Origin of the sequence: Thermus thermophilus (genome assembly GCF_019974155.1) — a bacterium.
In the GTDB taxonomy this organism is placed as follows: domain Bacteria; phylum Deinococcota; class Deinococci; order Deinococcales; family Thermaceae; genus Thermus; species Thermus thermophilus_C.
This window is the reverse complement of sequence record NZ_AP025158.1, coordinates 127,432-143,970: the sequence shown is the minus strand read 5'-3', so window position 1 is coordinate 143,970 and position 16,539 is coordinate 127,432. Positions and strand designations below refer to the sequence as shown.

The following is a 16,539-nucleotide window of genomic DNA, read 5'->3' as shown; positions in this document are numbered from 1 at the left end:
CCCCTATCCTACACCCCGGGCGAGCCTCGCCTGGTAGAGGGCGATCCCCAGGGCCACGGAGGCGTTCAGGGACTCCGCCTCCTCCCGGATGGGGATGCGGAAGAGCTCGTCGCAGGTCTCCCGCACGAGCCGGCGCATCCCCTCCCCCTCGGAGCCCACCACCAGGACCAGGGGCCGGGCGTAGTCCAGCTCCCAGGGGGCCCTCTCCCCGCGGACGTCCAGGCCGTAGACCCAAAGCCCCTCCTCCTTGAGGGCCTTCAGCGTCCTGGGGAGGTTCTTCACCTTGACCACGGGGAGCTTCAGGGCGGCCCCCGCGCTCGCCTTCAGGGCGAGAGGGGAGAGGGGGGCGGCCCGGCGCTCCTCGGAGACCACACCGTGGGCCCCGAGGGCGAGGGCGCTCCGGATCATGGCCCCGTAGTTCCTGGGGTCGGTGACGCCGTCCAAGGCCACAAGGAGGGGGGGCTCCTTCCGGGAGGCGGCGAGGCGGAGGGCGTCCTCCAGGCTGGCGTAGGGGGGGTCCTCCACCTCGGCGGCGATCCCCTGGTGGTGGGTGGTGCGGAGGAGGGTGTCCAGCTCAATGCGGGGCACCAGGGTGTACGGGGCCCCGAGCCTTTCCAGCTCCTTCAGGAGCCAGCCCTCCACCCCTCTCGCCACGAGGACGCGCCGGGCCTGGCCCGCCCGCAGGGCCTCGAGGACCGGGTTTCGCCCGTAGATCCACATCCTCCTAGTCTACCCGCTGGTGCCCCCCGCGCCCTGCCCGTATGATGGAGCCATGTACCAGAAGATCCTGATGCCCACCGACGGGAGCCCGTGCAGCCTCCAGGCCCTGGAGCACGGCCTGGACCTGGCCAAGACCCTGGGGGCCAAGGTCCACTTCCTCTACGTCTTGGAAAACCCGGCCCAGGCCATCTGGATCGCCCCGGAGAGCGTGCCCTACGGGATGGAGCTCTTGGAGGACCTAAGGAAGGCGGGGGAGGAGGCCATCAGGAAGGCCCTGGACCTCGCCCGCGCCAAGGGGGTGGAGGCCACGGGGGAGGTGAAGGAAGGGGTGCCCATCCCCACCATCGTGGAGGCGGCCAAGGAGTACGACCTCCTCGTCATGGGCACCCACGGGCGGACGGGCCTGGACAGGCTCCTTTTGGGCTCGGTGACCGAGGGGGTCCTCCACCGGACCTCCGTCCCGGTGCTGGTGGTCCGCTGCCGCTAGATGCGCCTGCTCGCCGTTTTCGTCTCCTCCCGCCTCTCCCCGGAAGACCCCCTTTACGCCCGGTGGGTGCGCTACGGGGAGGTCCTGGCCGAGGAGGGGTTTGGCCTCGCCTGCGGGGGATACCAGGGGGGGATGGAGGCCCTGGCCAGGGGGGTGAAGGCCAGGGGCGGCCTCGTGGTGGGGGTCACGGCCCCGGCCCTCTTTCCCGAGCGGAGGGGCCCCAACCCCTTCGTGGACCTGGAGCTCCCCGCCGCCACGCTCCCCCAGCGCATCGGCCGCCTCCTGGACCTGGGGGCGGGGTACCTGGCCCTGCCCGGGGGGGTGGGGACCCTGGCGGAGCTCGTCCTCGCCTGGAACCTCCTCTACCTGAGGCAGGGCGTGGGACGCCCCCTGGCGGTGGACCCCTACTGGCTTTCCCTCCTCAAGGCCCACGGGGAGATCGCCCCCGAGGACGTGGGCCTTCTCCGCGTGGTGGCGGACGAGGAGGACCTGAGGCGGTTTCTGAGGAGCCTATGAGCGAGACCCTCTTGGTCTACGTGCCGGACCTGGGGCAGGGGGTGAGCTTCTACCAGGCCCTGGGGCTCGCCCTGGAGGAGCTCCTCCCCGAGCGGGAGGCCCTTCTTTCCCCCCTCGAGGGCCCCCTGCTCCTCCTGCGCCCGGGGGAAGGGGGCGTGGCGCGGGGCCCCCAGCGCCCGAGGCCCGAGGGGCAGGGCTTCGCCCGGCTCCGGGTGGAGGAGGGGCGGCTTGTCTTCCTCGTGGACAACCTGGCCCACGAAAAGCTCCGCCTCGCCAAGTACGGCCTCGGCTTCCGGGAGGCGGGGGACCACCTCCTCCTCTTTGACCCCGGGGGAAACCCCGTCCTGGTGCGGGAGGGGGCGTGAGGCTTCTCCTTCTGGACCTGGACGATACCCTCCTTCAGGACCTGCCGGTAAGCCGCGCGGTCCTGGAGGACCTGGGGCGCAGGGTGGGGGTGGAGGGCTTCTTCGCCCGGGTCAAGGCGCGGGCCGAGGCCCTCTTCCGGGAGGCCCCCTTCTACCCTTGGGCCGAGGCCATCGGCCACTCGGCCCTGGAGGCCCTCTGGGCCCGGTACAGCACCCCGGGCCTCGAGGCCCTGGCCGCTTGGGCCGGGCCTTTCCGGGAGCGGGTCTTCCGCGAGGCCTTGGAGGAGGCGGGGGGGCCCCCCGAACGGGCGCGGGAGCTCGCCGAGGCCTTCTTCCGGGAGAGGCGCCGCTACCCCCTGTACCCGGAGGCGGAGGCCTTCCTTATGGAGGCCCGGCGCCGCGGGCTTGCCCTCGCCCTCCTCACCAACGGGGTGCCCGACCTCCAGCGGGAAAAGCTTTTCGGCGCGGGGCTTGCCCCCCATTTCTCCCTGGTCCTCATCTCCGGGGAGGTGGGGATCGGCAAGCCCGACCCCGGGCTCTTCCGCATGGCCCTCTGCGCCTTCGGGGTGGCCCCGGAGGAGGCGGCCATGGTGGGGGATAACCCCCAAAAGGACATCCGGGGGGCCCGCCTGGCGGGGGTGCGGGCCGTATGGGTGGACCGGGGCCTGCGGCCGGAGGACCCGGAGGCCCCCCCCGACCTCCGGGTGCGGGACCTGGGGGAGGTCTTCCTAGCGGAGGCGCTTTAGGGCCTCCTTGATGAGGTCCTGGGCCCGGGCCTTGGGGTTTTGGGCCAGGAGGTCCAGGACCACGGCCCGGGCCTGGGCCTCCTTGAACCCTAAGGCGGCGAGGGCCATCACCGCCTCTTGGGCGGCCTCGCTTTCCACCTTCTCCCCGAGGAGGTGGGGGGGCACCTTCCCCTTGAGCTCCAGGGCGATCCTTTCGGCGAGCCTTTTCCCCACCCCGCTCGCCGAGGTGAGGAGCCTCGCGTCCCCCTCCAGGAGGGCCCGGGCGAGGAGCCTAGGGGGCAGGGCCGAGAGGAGGGAGAGGGCCACCTTGGGCCCCACGCCGCTCACCGAGAGGAGGAGTTCAAAGAGGGCGAGGTTCTCCTCGTCGGGGAAGCCGTAGAGGGAGGGCCCCTCCTCCTTGAGGAGGAGGTGGGTGTGGACCCCCACCTCCTTCCCCTCCTCCAGGGCCTGGAGGAAGGGCGTGGGGGCCTGGAGGAAGAACCCCACCCCCCCGGCGAGGAGGACGAAGCCGCCCGCCTCCTTCTTGAGGACCAGGCCCCGGAGGTAGCGGATCATCGGCCCTGGAAGCGGGGCGGCCGCTTCTCCCTGAAGGCCCGGACCCCCTCCTCGTGGTCCTGGGTCTGGCCGGCCTGGCCCTGGAGGACGGCCTCGAGGGCCAGGGCCTCGGTGAGGGAGAGGCGGTAGGTCTCCAGGAGGAGCTTTTTGGTGAGGGCGTAGGCCCGGGTGGGGCCCTGGGCGAGCTCTTTGGCCAAGGAAAGGGCCTCCTCCATGAGCCTTTCCGCGGGCACCACCCGGTGCACGAGGCCCAGGGCCAGGGCCTCCTCGGCGGAAAGCCTTGGGGAGAGGAGGAGGAGCTCCTGGGCCTTGGCCAGGCCCACCAGGCGGGGGAGGAGGAAGCTCAGCCCCGAGTCCGGCACCAGGCCGATCCTGACGAAGGCGGGGGTGAAGCTCGCCCCCACGGCGGCGAGGCGCAGGTCCCCCCATAAGGCGAGGCTCATCCCCGCCCCGGCCGCCGCCCCGTTCACCGCCACCACGAGGGGCTTCTCCAGGCCGCTCAAGGCCTCCACCACCCGGTTGTAGCGGCGCAGGTGGGCCTCGTAGTCGGGCTTCCGGTCGCCGAACTCCGTGAGGTCCTGCCCGGCGGAGAAGGCCCGACCCGCCCCCGTGAGGAGGAGGGCGCGCACCTCCCGGTCCTCCTCCCCCTCCTTGAGGGCGGCGTAAAGGGCGTCTAGGAGCTCCCCGGTGATGGCGTTGAGCTTCTCGGGCCGGTTCAGGGTGAGGACCAAAACCCCGTCTTGGCGTTCCTTCAGGACCATGCCCCCATTGTACGGGGCGTGGCGCACTACACCGCTTTTTGGTGTAGCTTAGGTAGGGGGTGACCCCCCGGAGGCGCCATGGAGCTCACGTTGGAAAGCCAAGGCTACCTAGAGTCCCTTTACCGGGCCTACTTGGAGGATCCCCTTTCCCTCCCCGAGGACTGGCGGCGCTACTTCTCCGCCCTCACCCTGGAGGACCTGGAGGACGGCCGACGAGAACGCCAGGCCGCTCCCCTCCCGGGCGAGGCCTTGGACCTGGGCTTCCTCCTCAAGGTGGAGGCTTTGCGCCAGGCCTACCGGGAGCTCGGGCACCTCGCGGCCCGCATAGACCCCCTGGGCCGGGAACGGCCGAGGCCCAAGGCGCTTTCCCTCGAGGCCCACGGCCTCTCCCCGGAGGACCTAAGGAGGCCCCTCCCCCCTCTCTTCGGCGCGCCCACCTTGGGGGCCCTCCTTGAGCGCCTGGAGGCCACCTACCTGGGCCCCGTGGGGTTTGAGGTGGCCCACGTGGAGCCCGAGGAGAGGGCGTGGCTCCTTTCCCGGATTGAGGCCCCGTGGCCCAAGCCTGCCCCCGAGGTGCGGAGGCGGGTCTTGCGGAGCCTCCTCCAGGCGAGCCTCTTTGAGGCCTTCCTCCAGCGGAAGTACCTGGGGGCGAAGACCTTCAGCGTGGAGGGCCTGGAAAGCCTCATCCCCCTCCTCCAGGAGGCGGTCCAGGAGGCGGCCCGCTTTGGGGTGCGGGAGGTGGTGCTGGGCATGGCCCACCGGGGCCGGCTCAACGTCCTGGCCCACGTGGTGGAGAAGCCCTTTGAGGCCATCTTCCGCGAGTTTGAGGAGCTCTTCCCCGAGGGGTACGTGGGGGACGTGAAGTACCACCTGGGCCACTCCACGGACGTGGAGACCCCCTTTGGCCCGGTGCACGTCTCCCTCAACTTCAACCCGAGCCACCTGGAGTTCGTCAACCCCGTGACCCTGGGAAGGGTCCGGGCCAAGCAGGACCGCTTCGGCGACCGGGAGAGGAAGCGGGGCCTCGCCATCCTGGTCCACGGGGACGCGGCCTTCATCGGCGAGGGCATCGTCCAGGAGACCCTGAACCTCTCCGGGCTTCCCGGCTACCGGGTGGGGGGCACCCTCCACGTGGTGGCCAACAACCAGCTGGGCTTCACCACCCTCCCCTCGGAGTACGCCTCCGGCCGCTACCCCACGGACGTCGCCAAGATGGTGGGGGCGCCCATCTTCCACGTGAACGCCGAGGCGCTGGACGAGCTCCTCTTCGTCCTCGCCCTCGCCCTGGAGTACCGGAGCCGCTACGGCAAGGACGTGGTCATTGACCTCGTGGGTTACCGCCGCCGGGGGCACAACGAGACGGACGAGCCCACCTTCACCCAAGCCCCCATGTACGCCCTCATCGCCAAGAAGCCCGAGCCCTGGCGGGTCTATGCCGAGCGGCTTAAGGCCGAGGGCCTGGTCTCCGAGGAGGAGCTTAAGGCCTGGCAGGAGGCCTATCTGGAGCGGCTGGAAAGCGAGTTCGCCCGGGTGAAGGCCGAGGCCACCCCCGTGGTCTACAGCACCTTGGGCGGGGTCTGGCAAGGCTACGTGGGCGGGCCCGACCGCCTGGTGCCCGAGGCGGACACCGCCTTCCCCAAGGAGGGGCTGAAGAACCTCCTGATGCGGCTTAGCGCGGTTCCCGAGGGCTTCCAGGTGCACCCCAAGCTCAAGCGCTTCCTCGAGGCCCGCCTGGAGATGGCCGAGGAGAAGCGGCCCGTGGACTGGGCCACCGCCGAGGCCCTGGCCTTCGCCACCTTGGCCGTGGAGGGGCACAGGGTGCGCCTCACGGGGCAGGACGCCCTTCGGGGCACCTTCACCCAGCGCCACGCCGCCCTCTACGACTACCGCACCGGGGAGCGCTACATCCCCCTCCAGCACCTGGCCGAGGGGCAGGCGGAGGTGGAGATCTGGAACTCGCCCCTCTCCGAGGCCGGGGTCTTGGGGTTTGAGTACGGCTACAGCCTGGACTACCCCGAGGGCCTCGTCCTCTGGGAGGCCCAGTTCGGGGACTTCGTCAACGTGGCCCAGGTCTACATAGACCAGTTCCTGGCGAGCGCCGAGGTCAAGTGGAACCGCCTCTCGGGCCTCGTCCTCCTCCTGCCCCATGGGCTCGAGGGCCAAGGCCCCGAGCACTCCTCGGCGAGGCTGGAGCGCTTCTTGCAGCTTGGGGCCAAGGACAACCTCCAGGTGGCCTACCCCACCACCCCCGCCCAGTTCTTCCACCTCCTCCGCCGCCAGGTGAAGCGCCCCATCCGCAAGCCCCTGGTGGTCATGACCCCAAAAAGCCTCCTCCGCCACCCCGAGGTGGTCTCCACCCTGGAGGAGCTCGCGGAAGGGCGCTTCCAGAAGGTGATCCCCGAAAGGGTCAAGGGGGCGCGGAAGGTCCTCCTCACCTCGGGCAAGGTCTACTACGACCTCCTGCAGAAGCGCAGGGAGCTTCAGGCGGAGGACGTGGCCATCCTGAGGCTGGAGCTCCTCTACCCCTTCCCCGAGGCCGAGCTTCAGGAGGCCCTTGGCTTCTACCCCAAGAAGGTCCCCGTGGTCTTTGTGCAGGAGGAGCCGGTGAACCAGGGGGCCTGGTGGTACCTCTCCGCCCGCTTCTGCGGGGAGATCTACGGCCACCCCTTCTCCGTGGTGGCCCGGCCCGAGTCCCCGAGCCCCGCCGTGGGCTCCTCCAAGGTCCACAGGCTGGAGCAGGAGGAGCTTCTGGAGGAAGCGTTCAGGTAAGGAGGTAGCCGTGCAGGAACTCAAGGTGCCCTCCGTGGGCGAAAGCATCGTGGAAGTGGAGATCGGCGCTTGGCTTAAGGGAGAAGGGGAAAGCTTCGCCCAGGACGAGCCCTTGGTGGAGCTCATCACCGACAAGGCCACCCTGGAGCTCCCCGCCCCCTTTCCCGGGACCCTAAAGCAGATCCTGAAGAGGACCGGGGAGACCGCCCGGGTGGGGGAGGCCATTGCCCTTTTGGAGGAGGGGAGAGCGGAGGCCTCCCCCAAGGCCCAGCCCCCCGCCGAAGCCCCCGTGGAGCCCTCCCCGGAGCCTCTGGCCATGCCCGCGGCGGAGCGGCTCATGCGGGAAAGGGGCGTCTCCCCGGCAGAGGTCCAGGGTACGGGCCTCGGCGGCCGCATCCTCAAGGAGGACGTGGAGCGCTACCTGGAGGAAAGGGTCCCCGCCAAGCCCCAGGAGGCCCCGCCGCCTCCTCCCCCCTCCCGCCCCGCGCCCCCGCCCTCCACCCCCACGCAGCCCCCCGCCGACAAGCCCTGGCGGGTGAGCGAGGCCGTGCCCATGACCCCCTTGCGCCGCCGCATCGCCGAGCGCCTCCTCATGGTCCGCCAGACCACGGCCATGCTCACCACCTTCAACGAGGCGGACATGTCGGCGGTGATCGCCCTCAGGAAGGAGTTCGGCGAGGCCTTCCAGAAGAAGTACGGGGTCAAGCTCGGCTTCATGAGCTTCTTCGTCAAGGCCGTGGTCCAGGCCCTCAAGGAGATCCCCGAGCTCAACGCCGAGATCCGGGACAACCACATCGTCTACCACCGCTACTACGACATCGGCATCGCCGTGGGCGGGGGCGAGGGCCTGGTGGTCCCCGTAATCCGCGACGCCGACCGCCTCTCCTTCGCCGAGATTGAGCGGCAAATCGCCGACTTCGCCGAAAGGGCTCGCACCAAGAAGCTCAAGCCCGAGGAGCTCATGGGGGGCACCTTCACCATCACCAACGGGGGGATCTACGGCTCCCTGAACTCCACCCCCCTCCTCAACCCGCCCCAGGTGGGGATCCTGGGCATGCACGCCATCCAGGAGCGCCCTGTGGTTCGGGACGGCCAGGTGGTGATCCGGCCCATGATGTACCTGGCCCTCTCCTACGACCACCGCATCGTGGACGGGCGGGAGGCGGTCACCTTCCTCCGCCGGGTGAAGGAGCTCATTGAGAACCCGGCCAGGCTCCTTCTGGAGGTGTAGCGTGTACGACCTCCTGGTGATCGGCGCCGGGCCCGGGGGGTACGTGGCCGCCATCCGGGCGGCCCAGCTCGGGATGAAGGTGGGGGTGGTGGAGAAGGAGAAGGCCCTAGGGGGGACCTGCCTCAGGGTGGGGTGCATCCCCTCCAAGGCCCTCCTGGAGACCACCGAACGCATCTACGAGGCGAAGAAGGGCCTCCTTGGGGCCAAGGTGAAGGGGGTGGAGCCCGACCTTCCCGCCCTCATGGCCCACAAGGACAAGGTGGTCCAGGCCAACACCCAAGGGGTGGAGTTCCTCTTCAAGAAGAACGGCATCGCCCGCCACCAGGGCACGGCCCGCTTCCTCTCCGAGCGCAAGGTGTTGGTAGAGGAGACGGGGGAGGAGCTGGAGGCCCGCTACATCCTTATCGCCACGGGAAGCGCCCCCCTCATCCCCCCGTGGGCCCAGGTGGACTACGAGCGGGTGGTGACCTCCACCGAGGCCCTTTCCTTCCCTGAGGTGCCGAAGAGGCTCATCGTGGTGGGGGGCGGGGTGGTGGGCCTGGAGCTCGGGGTGGTCTGGCACCGCCTGGGGGCGGAGGTCATCGTCCTGGAGTACATGGACCGCATCCTCCCCACCATGGACGCCGAGGTCTCCCGGGCGGCGGAGAGGGTCTTCAAGAAGCAGGGCCTCACGATCCGCACCGGGGTGCGGGTCACCGCCGTGGTGCCCGAGGCCGAGGGGGCCCGGGTGGAGCTTGAGGGGGGCGAGGTCCTGGAGGCGGACCGGGTCCTCGTGGCCGTGGGCCGGAGGCCCTACACCGAGGGGCTTGCCCTGGAGAACGCCGGGCTTTCCACGGACGAGCGGGGGCGGATCCCCGTGGACGAGCACCTGAGGACCCGCGTTCCCCACATCTACGCCGTCGGGGACGTGGTGCGGGGTCCCATGCTCGCCCACAAGGCGAGCGAGGAGGGGATCGCCGCCGTGGAGCACATGGCGCGGGGCTTCGGCCACGTGGACTACCAGGCCATCCCCAGCGTGGTCTACACCCACCCCGAGATCGCCGCCATAGGCTACACCGAGGAAGAGCTGAAGGCGCAGGGCATCCCCTACAAGGTGGGGAAGTTCCCCTACTCCGCTTCGGGCCGCGCCCGGGCCATGGGGGAGACGGAGGGGTTCATCAAGGTCCTCGCCCACGCCAAGACAGACCGCATCCTCGGGGTCCACGGGATCGGGGCCCGGGTGGGGGACGTCCTGGCCGAGGCGGCCTTGGCCATCTTCTTCAAGGCGAGCGCCGAGGACCTGGGCCGCGCCCCCCACGCCCACCCCTCCCTCTCCGAGGTCCTCAAGGAGGCGGCCTTGGCGGCGTGGGAGCGGCCGATCCACCTCTAGCGAACCGGGCAACGCCGGGGTGTGGAGAGCACCCCGGTTTTGTATACTTATGCATACCCCCTCGAGGGGTAGACTGGGAGGGACATGAAGATCGTCTTGGCCTACTCCGGCGGACTGGACACGAGCATCATCCTCAAGTGGCTCAAGGAAACCTATCGGGCCGAGGTCATCGCCTTCACCGCGGACATCGGCCAGGGGGAGGAGGTGGAGGAGGCCCGGGAGAAGGCCCTGAGGACCGGGGCCTCCAAGGCCATCGCCTTAGACCTCAAGGAGGAGTTCGTCCGGGACTTCGTCTTCCCCATGATGCGGGCTGGGGCCGTTTACGAGGGCTACTACCTCCTCGGCACCGCCATCGCCAGGCCTTTGATCGCCAAGCACCTGGTGCGGATCGCCGAGGAGGAGGGGGCGGAGGCCATCGCCCACGGGGCCACGGGGAAGGGGAACGACCAGGTGCGCTTTGAGCTCACCGCCTACGCCCTGAAGCCCGAGATCCGGGTCATCGCCCCCTGGCGGGAGTGGAGCTTCCAGGGCCGCCAAGAGATGATCGCCTACGCCGAGGCCCACGGCATCCCCGTTCCCGTGACCCAGGAGAAGCCCTACTCCATGGACGCCAACCTCCTGCATATTTCCTACGAGGGGGGGGTCCTCGAGGACCCCTGGGCCGAGCCCCCCAAGGGGATGTTCCGCATGACCCAAGACCCCGAGGAGGCTCCCGACGCCCCGGAGTACGTGGAGGTGGAGTTTTTCCAGGGCGACCCCGTGGCGGTGAACGGGGAGAGGCTTTCCCCGGCGGCCCTCCTGCAGAGGCTCAACGAGATCGGGGGGCGGCACGGGGTGGGCCGGGTGGACATTGTGGAGAACCGCTTCGTGGGCATGAAGTCCCGGGGGGTCTACGAGACCCCGGGGGGAACGATCCTCTACCACGCCAGGCGGGCGGTGGAAAGCCTCACCCTGGACCGGGAGGTCCTCCACCAAAGGGACATGCTCTCCCCCAAGTACGCCGAGCTCGTCTACTACGGCTTCTGGTACGCCCCGGAGCGGGAGGCCCTTCAGGCCTACTTTGACCACGTGGCGAGAAGCGTCACCGGCGTGGCCCGGCTCAAGCTCTACAAGGGGAACGTCTACGTGGTGGGAAGGAAGGCCCCGAAGAGCCTCTACCGCAAGGACCTGGTCTCCTTTGACGAGGCGGGCGGCTACGACCAGAAGGACGCCGAGGGCTTCATCAAGATCCAGGCCCTGCGCCTCCGGGTGCGGGCCCTTTTGGAGAGGGAAGGCCATGGCGCATAGGACCTGGGGGGGGCGCTTCGGGGAGGGGCCGGACGCCCTCGCGGCCCGCTTCAATGCCTCCCTCCCCTTTGACCGGGCCCTCTGGCGGGAGGACCTTTGGCAGAACCGGGTCCACGCCCGCATGCTCCACGCCGTGGGCCTCCTGAGCGCGGAGGAGCTTGAGGCCATCCTCAAGGGGCTGGACCGGATAGAGGAGGAGATCGGGGCGGGCACCTTCCCCTGGCGGGAGGAGCTGGAGGACGTCCACATGAACCTCGAGGCCCGCCTCACCGAGCTCATCGGGCCCCCCGGGGGCAAGCTCCACACCGCCCGGAGCCGCAACGACCAGGTGGCCACGGACTTGAGGCTTTATCTACGGGCGGCCATAGACGAGCTCCTGGCCCTCCTTTTAGAGCTCCGGCGGGTTTTGGTGCGGGAGGCGGAGAAGCACCTGGACCCCCTTTACGTCCTTCCCGGCTACACCCACCTCCAGCGGGCCCAGCCCGTGCTCCTTGCCCACTGGTTCCTCGCCTACTACGAGATGCTTGGGCGGGACGCAGGGCGCCTGGAGGACGCCAAAGAGCGCCTCAACGAAAGCCCCCTGGGGGCGGCCGCCCTTGCGGGGACGGGCTTCCCCATAGACCGCCACTTCACCGCCCGGGAGCTTGGCTTTAAGGCCCCCATGCGGAACTCCCTGGACGCGGTGGCCTCCCGGGACTTCGCCCTAGAGGTCCTCTCCGCCTTGAACATCGGCATGCTCCACCTCTCCCGCATGGCGGAGGAGCTCATCCTCTATAGCACCGAGGAGTTCGGCTTCGTGGAGGTGCCGGACGCCTTCGCCACCGGGTCTTCCATCATGCCCCAGAAGAAGAACCCGGACATCCTGGAGCTCATCCGGGCCAAGGCGGGGAGGGTGCTCGGGGCCTTGGTGGGGCTTTCCGCGGTGGTGAAGGGCCTTCCCCTCGCCTACAACAAGGACCTCCAGGAGGACAAGGAGCCCCTCCTGGACGCCCTCGCCACCTACCGGGATAGCCTCAGGCTCCTCGCCGCCCTCCTCCCCGGGCTCAAGTGGCGCCGGGAGAGGATGTGGCGGGCGGCGGAGGAGGGCTATGCCCTCGCCACGGAGCTCGCCGACTACCTGGCGGAAAAGGGGCTTCCCTTCCGGGAGGCCCACCACGTGGTGGGGAGGCTCGTGCGGAGGCTTGTGGAGGAGGGGCGGGCCCTCAAGGACCTCACCCTGGAAGAACTCCAGGCCCACCACCCCCTCTTCGCCGAGGACGCCCTTCCCCTCCTCCGCCTGGAGACCGCCATCCATAGGCGCCGCTCCTATGGCGGCACGGCCCCGGAGGCGGTGCGGGAGAGGCTAGAGGAGGCCAGAAAGGAGGTGGGGCTTGACTGAGGTGAGGGGGCTTTCCCTTTCCCCGGTAGTCCTCCCCGAGGTGCGCCCCGAAGCGGGGGTGGAGCTTAGGAAGGCGCGGCTAGAGGACGTGGACGCCATCTACTGGCTCATCCGCTACTGGGCGGAAAAGGGCCTGATGCTGGTGCGGAGCCACAGCCACCTTTACGAGAACATCCGGGACTTCTGGGTCCTTCAGGACGAGGACGGCCAGATCGTGGGCACCGTGGCCCTCCACGTCCTCTGGCGGGACCTCGCCGAGATCCGGGGCCTCGCCGTCCACCCCACAAGGCAGGGCCAGGGCCTGGGCCGCTGGCTCGTCCTGGGGGCGGAGCGGGAGGCACGGGACCTGGGGCTTCCCCGGGTTTTCGCCTGGACCTTACAGGTGAACTTCTTCCGCGCCCTCGGCTACCGGGTCACGAGCCGGGAGGCCCTTCCCCCCAAGGTCTGGAGCGAGTGCAACGCCTGCCCCTTCTACGAGAACTGCCGGGAGATCGCCGTCATCAAGGAGTTTTCCCCGGGGGCTTCCGGGGGCTAGAATGGGTGGGATGGTTGGCCGCTTGGAGGAGGAATGGCTGGAGTGAAGGAGCGCGCCGTTTTGGTCCTGGAGGACGGCACCGTCTACCACGGCTACGCCTTCGGCGCCCGGGGGAAGACGGTGGGGGAGGTGGTCTTCAACACCGCCCAGACCGGCTACCAGGAGATCATGACCGACCCCAGCTACCACGGGCAGATCGTGGTCATGACCTACCCCCACCAGGGCAACTACGGGGTGAACGTCTACGACATGCAGTCCAACCGTCCCTGGGTGAAGGGCTTCGTGGCCAAGGAGTTCAGCCGCGTGGCCTCCAACCCCCGGGCCCAGCAGACCATCGGGGAGTTCATGGAGTTCTACGGGGTGGTGGGGATTGAGGGCATAGACACGAGGGCCCTGGTGCGGAAGATCCGGGAAGGCGGGGTGCTGAAGGGGACCATCGCCCACGCGAGCCTCTTCGGCGCCCCCGACCACGCCTTCACCCCGGAGGAGCTCGAGGCCCTCCGCCGGGAGGCCCAGGCCTGGACGGACATAGATGGCCGGGACATGACCCCCGAGGTCTCCACGCCCCTGCCCTACGCCTGGCCCACCCTGAAGTCGGGGCGGCGCATCGTGGTCATGGACTTCGGCATCAAGCACGCCATCGTGGAGAACCTGGCCGCCCTCGGCTTTGAGGTCATCGTGGTCCCCGGGAAGACCCCGGCCCACCAGATCATGGCCCTGGAGCCCCACGGCCTCCTCATCTCCAACGGGCCCGGGGACCCCACCATGCCCCGCTACGCCCACGAGACCATCTGGAAGCTCATGGGGCTTCTGCCCACCTTCGGCATCTGCCTGGGGCACCAGCTCTTGGCCCTGGCGGCGGGGGGGCGGACCTTCAAGATGAAGTTCGGCCACCGGGGGGCGAACCACCCGGTGAAGAACCTGCAGACGGGGAAGGTGGAGATCACCAGCCAGAACCACGGCTACGCCGTGGACATTGACTCCCTCAAGGACTTCCGCCCCACCCACGTGAACCTGAACGACGGCACCCTCGAGGGCATGGCCCACGCCCGCTACCCCGTCTTCTCCGTCCAGTACCACCCCGAGGCCGCCCCGGGCCCCCACGACGCCCTCTACCTCTTCCGCCGCTTTCTGGAGGAGGTGGAGGCCTTCCACGGGGCCACGGGGCTTCCCGTGGAGAAGCAACGGGCGGACCAGCACGGGATCTAAAGCGCCCGCTCCTTTTTGACGGGGTCAGCTTACCCCGCCCCCCTAGGGAGAGAAGTCCCGGTTGCCCCCGGAAAGGAGGAGGGCGAGGGTCTTGGGAAGCCCCGCCCCGTGCTCCAGCACCGCGGCCAGGGGAAGGGCCCCCGTGGGCTCCACCACCTGCTTGGTGCGGGTGAAAAGGAGGCGCTCGGCCTCGAGGATCGCCTCTTCGCTCACCACGAGGATCCCGTCCGCCTTCTCCTTGAGGATGGGGAAGGTGCGCTCCCCCAGGCTTAGTGTCCGCACCCCGTCCGCCCGGGTCCTGGGGGGCGCCTCTAGGCGCACGATCTTCCCCGCTTCCAGGCTCCTCTTGGCGTCCTCCGCCCCCTCGGGCTCCACCCCGAGGACGAGGGTTTGGGGGGAGAGGGCCTTTATCGCCGTGGCGATGCCGGCGAGGAGCCCCCCGCCCCCCACGGGGGCGAGGACGGCCTCGAGGAAGACCCCCCGCTTCCCCCCCTGGGCCAGAAGCTCCAGCCCCGCCGTCCCCTGCCCGGCGATGACCAGGGGGTCGTCAAAGGGGTGGATGAGGGCGTAGCCCGTCTCCTCCTGCAGGGCCCGGGCCACCTCCTCCCGGTTCTTCGCCGTCACCCCCCGGTCCACCACCTCGGCCCCGTAGGCCCGGGCGCAGGCCTTCTTGTAGGGGCTTGCGTCCTCGGGCATCACCACCAGGGCCTTCACCCCGAGCACCTTGGCGGCGTAGGCCACCCCTTGGGCGTGGTTGCCGCTGGAGACCGCCAGAAGCCCCTTGGGGTTTTCCAGGGCGAGGGCCTTGGAGAGGGCTCCCCGGGCCTTGAAGCTCCCCGTCTTCTGCAGGTGCTCGGCCTTGAGGAGAAGGCGCTTGCCAAGGAGCTCGTCCAGGAGGCGGGAGGTGAGGAGGGGGGTGCGGTGGGTGTAGGGGGCGATGCGCCGGAAGGCGGCGTAGAGGTCTTGGAGGGAAGGCATCACCCGGTGCGGGGTCCGGCCTCGGCCACCTCCTTGGCCACCCCGGAGGCGTACTTCTGGAAGTTCTCCTGGAAGAGGCGGGCGAGCCTCCGCGCCTGTTGGTCGTAGGCCTCCTTGTCCGCCCAGGTTTCCCGGGGGTTTAAGAGCTCTTGGGGCACACCGGGGGCCTCCAGGGGCACCTCAAACCCGAAGACGGGGTCCCTGCGGTAGGGGACGTTTTCCAAGGCCCCGGAGAGGGCGGCCTTTAGGAGGGCCCGGGTCACGGGCAAGGGGAAGCGGTGCCCCACCCCGTAGGGCCCGCCGGTCCAGCCCGTGTTCACCAAGTAGACCCGGGGGGCGTGCTTCCGGATCTTCTCCCCCAGCATCCTCGCGTACACCCCGGGGTGCATGGGCAGGAAGGGGGCCCCGAAGCAGGCGGAAAAGGTGGCCTTGGGCTCGGTCACGCCCCGCTCCGTCCCTGCCACCCGGGCGGTGTAGCCGGAGAGGAAGTAGTACATGGCCTCCTCCGGAGAGAGGCGGGCAATGGGGGGAAGGACCCCGTAGGCGTCGGCGGAGAGGAAGAAGATGGCCCTGGGGTGGCCCGCCACGCCCGACTCCACCACGTTCTCCAGGTGGGCGATGGGGTAGGAGGAGCGGGTGTTTTCCGTCTTGGAGTCGTCGTCCCACTGGACCCGGCGGCTTTCCGGGTTCACCACCACGTTCTCCAGGATGGCCTCAAACTGGTTGGAGGCCTTGTAGATCAGGGGCTCGTGCTCCGGGGAGAGGCGGATCACCTTGGCGTAGCACCCGCCCTCAAAGTTGAAGACCCCGTCCTCGCTCCAGCCGTGCTCGTCGTCGCCGATGAGGGGGCGGTCGGGATCGGTGGAGAGGGTGGTCTTGCCGGTGCCGGAAAGCCCGAAGAAGACCGCCACGTCCCCTTCCTTCCCCACGTTGGCCGAGGCGTGCATGGGGAAGACCCCCCGCTTGGGCATGAGGTAGTTCATCACGGTGAAGACGCTCTTCTTGATCTCCCCGGCGTACTTGGTGCCCACGATGAGGACGAGCTTCCTCTGGAAACTGATCCCCACGAAGACCTCGCTCCTCGTTCCGTCCCGCTCGGGGTCCGCCTGGAAGTAGGGGGCGTGGACCACGGTGAAGCCGGGGACGAAGGCCTCCACCTCGTCGTCGTTGCCGAAGCGGCGGGGGAGGATGAACATGTTGCGGGCGAAGAGGGCGTGCCAGGGGCTTTCCGTCACCACCCGCACGGCGAGCCGGTAGCGCTTGTCCGCCCCGGCGTAAAGGTCCTGGACGTAAAGGTCCCGCTCGGAGAGGTACTGGACCACCCTCTGGTAGAGGGCCTCAAAGGCCTCCGGGGCGAAGGGTTGGTTCACCTCCCCCCACCAGATCTCCCCTTCCACCTCCGGCTCCCGCACCACGAACTTGTCCTTGGGGCTTCTTCCCGTGTAGGGGGTGGTGTCCACCACCAGGGGGCCGTGGTGGGCGAGAAAGCCTTCTCCCCGGAGGAGGGTGTGTTCCACGAGGACGGGGGAGACGGTGTTCCAGAAAACCCGCTTCTTGGGGTGGATACCGAGGGCTTCCAAACGTTGCATGCCTCGCCTCCTTCGTTCAGGATATCACAAGCGGCTTTCCACGC

Annotated in this window: 16 protein-coding genes; 11 read left to right on the top strand and 5 right to left on the bottom strand. The window is 69.3% G+C overall.

Annotated features, from left to right (window positions below; all coding sequences use genetic code 11):
• Positions 1-3: 3 nt before the first annotated feature.
• Positions 4-720 carry a 23S rRNA (guanosine(2251)-2'-O)-methyltransferase RlmB gene (gene rlmB / locus TthTMY_RS00850; protein ID WP_096411548.1) on the bottom strand — a complete coding sequence of 239 codons (717 nt, stop codon included), beginning with the start codon at positions 718-720 and terminating at the stop codon, positions 4-6.
• 52 nt (positions 721-772) lie between these two features.
• On the opposite strand from rlmB, the gene TthTMY_RS00845 reads away from it, so the two are divergent.
• The 4 genes from TthTMY_RS00845 to TthTMY_RS00830 are packed head-to-tail and all read left to right on the top strand — an operon-like array spanning position 773 to position 2,834.
• Complete coding sequence (locus TthTMY_RS00845; RefSeq protein WP_096411546.1) at positions 773-1,207, top strand: universal stress protein; 435 nt, start codon at positions 773-775, stop codon at positions 1,205-1,207.
• A complete protein-coding gene (locus TthTMY_RS00840; protein ID WP_096411545.1) occupies positions 1,208-1,723 on the top strand; it encodes an LOG family protein in 516 nt (171 codons plus the stop codon).
• Positions 1,720-2,088: a hypothetical protein gene (locus TthTMY_RS00835; protein ID WP_096411543.1), complete on the top strand. Its 369-nt coding sequence runs from the start codon at positions 1,720-1,722 to the stop codon at positions 2,086-2,088. Before TthTMY_RS00840 ends, TthTMY_RS00835 begins: the two co-directional genes overlap by 4 nt.
• Positions 2,085-2,834 (top strand): HAD family hydrolase, encoded by a 750-nt coding sequence (locus tag TthTMY_RS00830; protein ID WP_096411541.1) that lies wholly within the window; start codon positions 2,085-2,087, stop codon positions 2,832-2,834. The genes TthTMY_RS00835 and TthTMY_RS00830 overlap by 4 nt, the downstream gene beginning before the upstream one ends.
• On the opposite strand, the gene ruvA is transcribed toward TthTMY_RS00830, so the two are convergent.
• Complete coding sequence (ruvA, locus tag TthTMY_RS00825; protein WP_096411539.1) at positions 2,817-3,389, bottom strand: Holliday junction branch migration protein RuvA; 573 nt, start codon at positions 3,387-3,389, stop codon at positions 2,817-2,819. The two genes, TthTMY_RS00830 and ruvA, sit on opposite strands and share 18 nt — an antisense overlap.
• On the bottom strand, positions 3,386-4,150 hold the full coding sequence (locus TthTMY_RS00820; RefSeq protein ID WP_096411538.1) for an enoyl-CoA hydratase-related protein: 765 nt from the start codon (positions 4,148-4,150) through the stop codon (positions 3,386-3,388). Before TthTMY_RS00820 ends, ruvA begins: the two co-directional genes overlap by 4 nt.
• A 78-nt stretch (positions 4,151-4,228) precedes the next feature.
• On the opposite strand from TthTMY_RS00820, the gene TthTMY_RS00815 reads away from it, so the two are divergent.
• From TthTMY_RS00815 to carA, 7 genes are all read left to right on the top strand, one after another.
• Complete coding sequence (locus TthTMY_RS00815; RefSeq protein ID WP_096411536.1) at positions 4,229-6,919, top strand: 2-oxoglutarate dehydrogenase E1 component; 2,691 nt, start codon at positions 4,229-4,231, stop codon at positions 6,917-6,919.
• Between the two features lie 10 nt (positions 6,920-6,929).
• A complete protein-coding gene (odhB, locus tag TthTMY_RS00810; RefSeq protein WP_223903322.1) occupies positions 6,930-8,150 on the top strand; it encodes a 2-oxoglutarate dehydrogenase complex dihydrolipoyllysine-residue succinyltransferase in 1,221 nt (406 codons plus the stop codon).
• 1 nt (position 8,151) lies between these two features.
• The gene (gene lpdA / locus TthTMY_RS00805) at positions 8,152-9,519 is read left to right on the top strand and encodes a dihydrolipoyl dehydrogenase (protein ID WP_223903321.1); all 1,368 of its coding nucleotides are present in this window, start codon (positions 8,152-8,154) and stop codon (positions 9,517-9,519) included.
• 84 nt (positions 9,520-9,603) lie between these two features.
• Positions 9,604-10,806, top strand: a complete 1,203-nt coding sequence (locus tag TthTMY_RS00800; protein ID WP_096411534.1) for an argininosuccinate synthase — start codon at positions 9,604-9,606, stop codon at positions 10,804-10,806.
• Complete coding sequence (argH, locus tag TthTMY_RS00795) at positions 10,796-12,184, top strand: argininosuccinate lyase (RefSeq protein ID WP_096411532.1); 1,389 nt, start codon at positions 10,796-10,798, stop codon at positions 12,182-12,184. The genes TthTMY_RS00800 and argH overlap by 11 nt, the downstream gene beginning before the upstream one ends.
• 1 nt (position 12,185) lies before the next feature.
• Complete coding sequence (locus tag TthTMY_RS00790) at positions 12,186-12,719, top strand: N-acetyltransferase (RefSeq protein ID WP_096411531.1); 534 nt, start codon at positions 12,186-12,188, stop codon at positions 12,717-12,719.
• Positions 12,720-12,752: 33 nt separating this feature from the next.
• Complete coding sequence (gene carA, locus TthTMY_RS00785; RefSeq protein ID WP_096411529.1) at positions 12,753-13,928, top strand: glutamine-hydrolyzing carbamoyl-phosphate synthase small subunit; 1,176 nt, start codon at positions 12,753-12,755, stop codon at positions 13,926-13,928.
• A gap of 42 nt (positions 13,929-13,970) precedes the next feature.
• Here carA and TthTMY_RS00780 read toward each other — a convergent pair whose 3' ends face one another.
• Positions 13,971-14,906 carry a threonine/serine dehydratase gene (locus TthTMY_RS00780; protein ID WP_223903320.1) on the bottom strand — a complete coding sequence of 312 codons (936 nt, stop codon included), beginning with the start codon at positions 14,904-14,906 and terminating at the stop codon, positions 13,971-13,973.
• Complete coding sequence (gene pckA / locus TthTMY_RS00775) at positions 14,906-16,495, bottom strand: phosphoenolpyruvate carboxykinase (ATP) (protein WP_096411528.1); 1,590 nt, start codon at positions 16,493-16,495, stop codon at positions 14,906-14,908. The genes TthTMY_RS00780 and pckA overlap by 1 nt, the downstream gene beginning before the upstream one ends.
• Between the last annotated feature and the right edge of the window lie 44 nt (positions 16,496-16,539).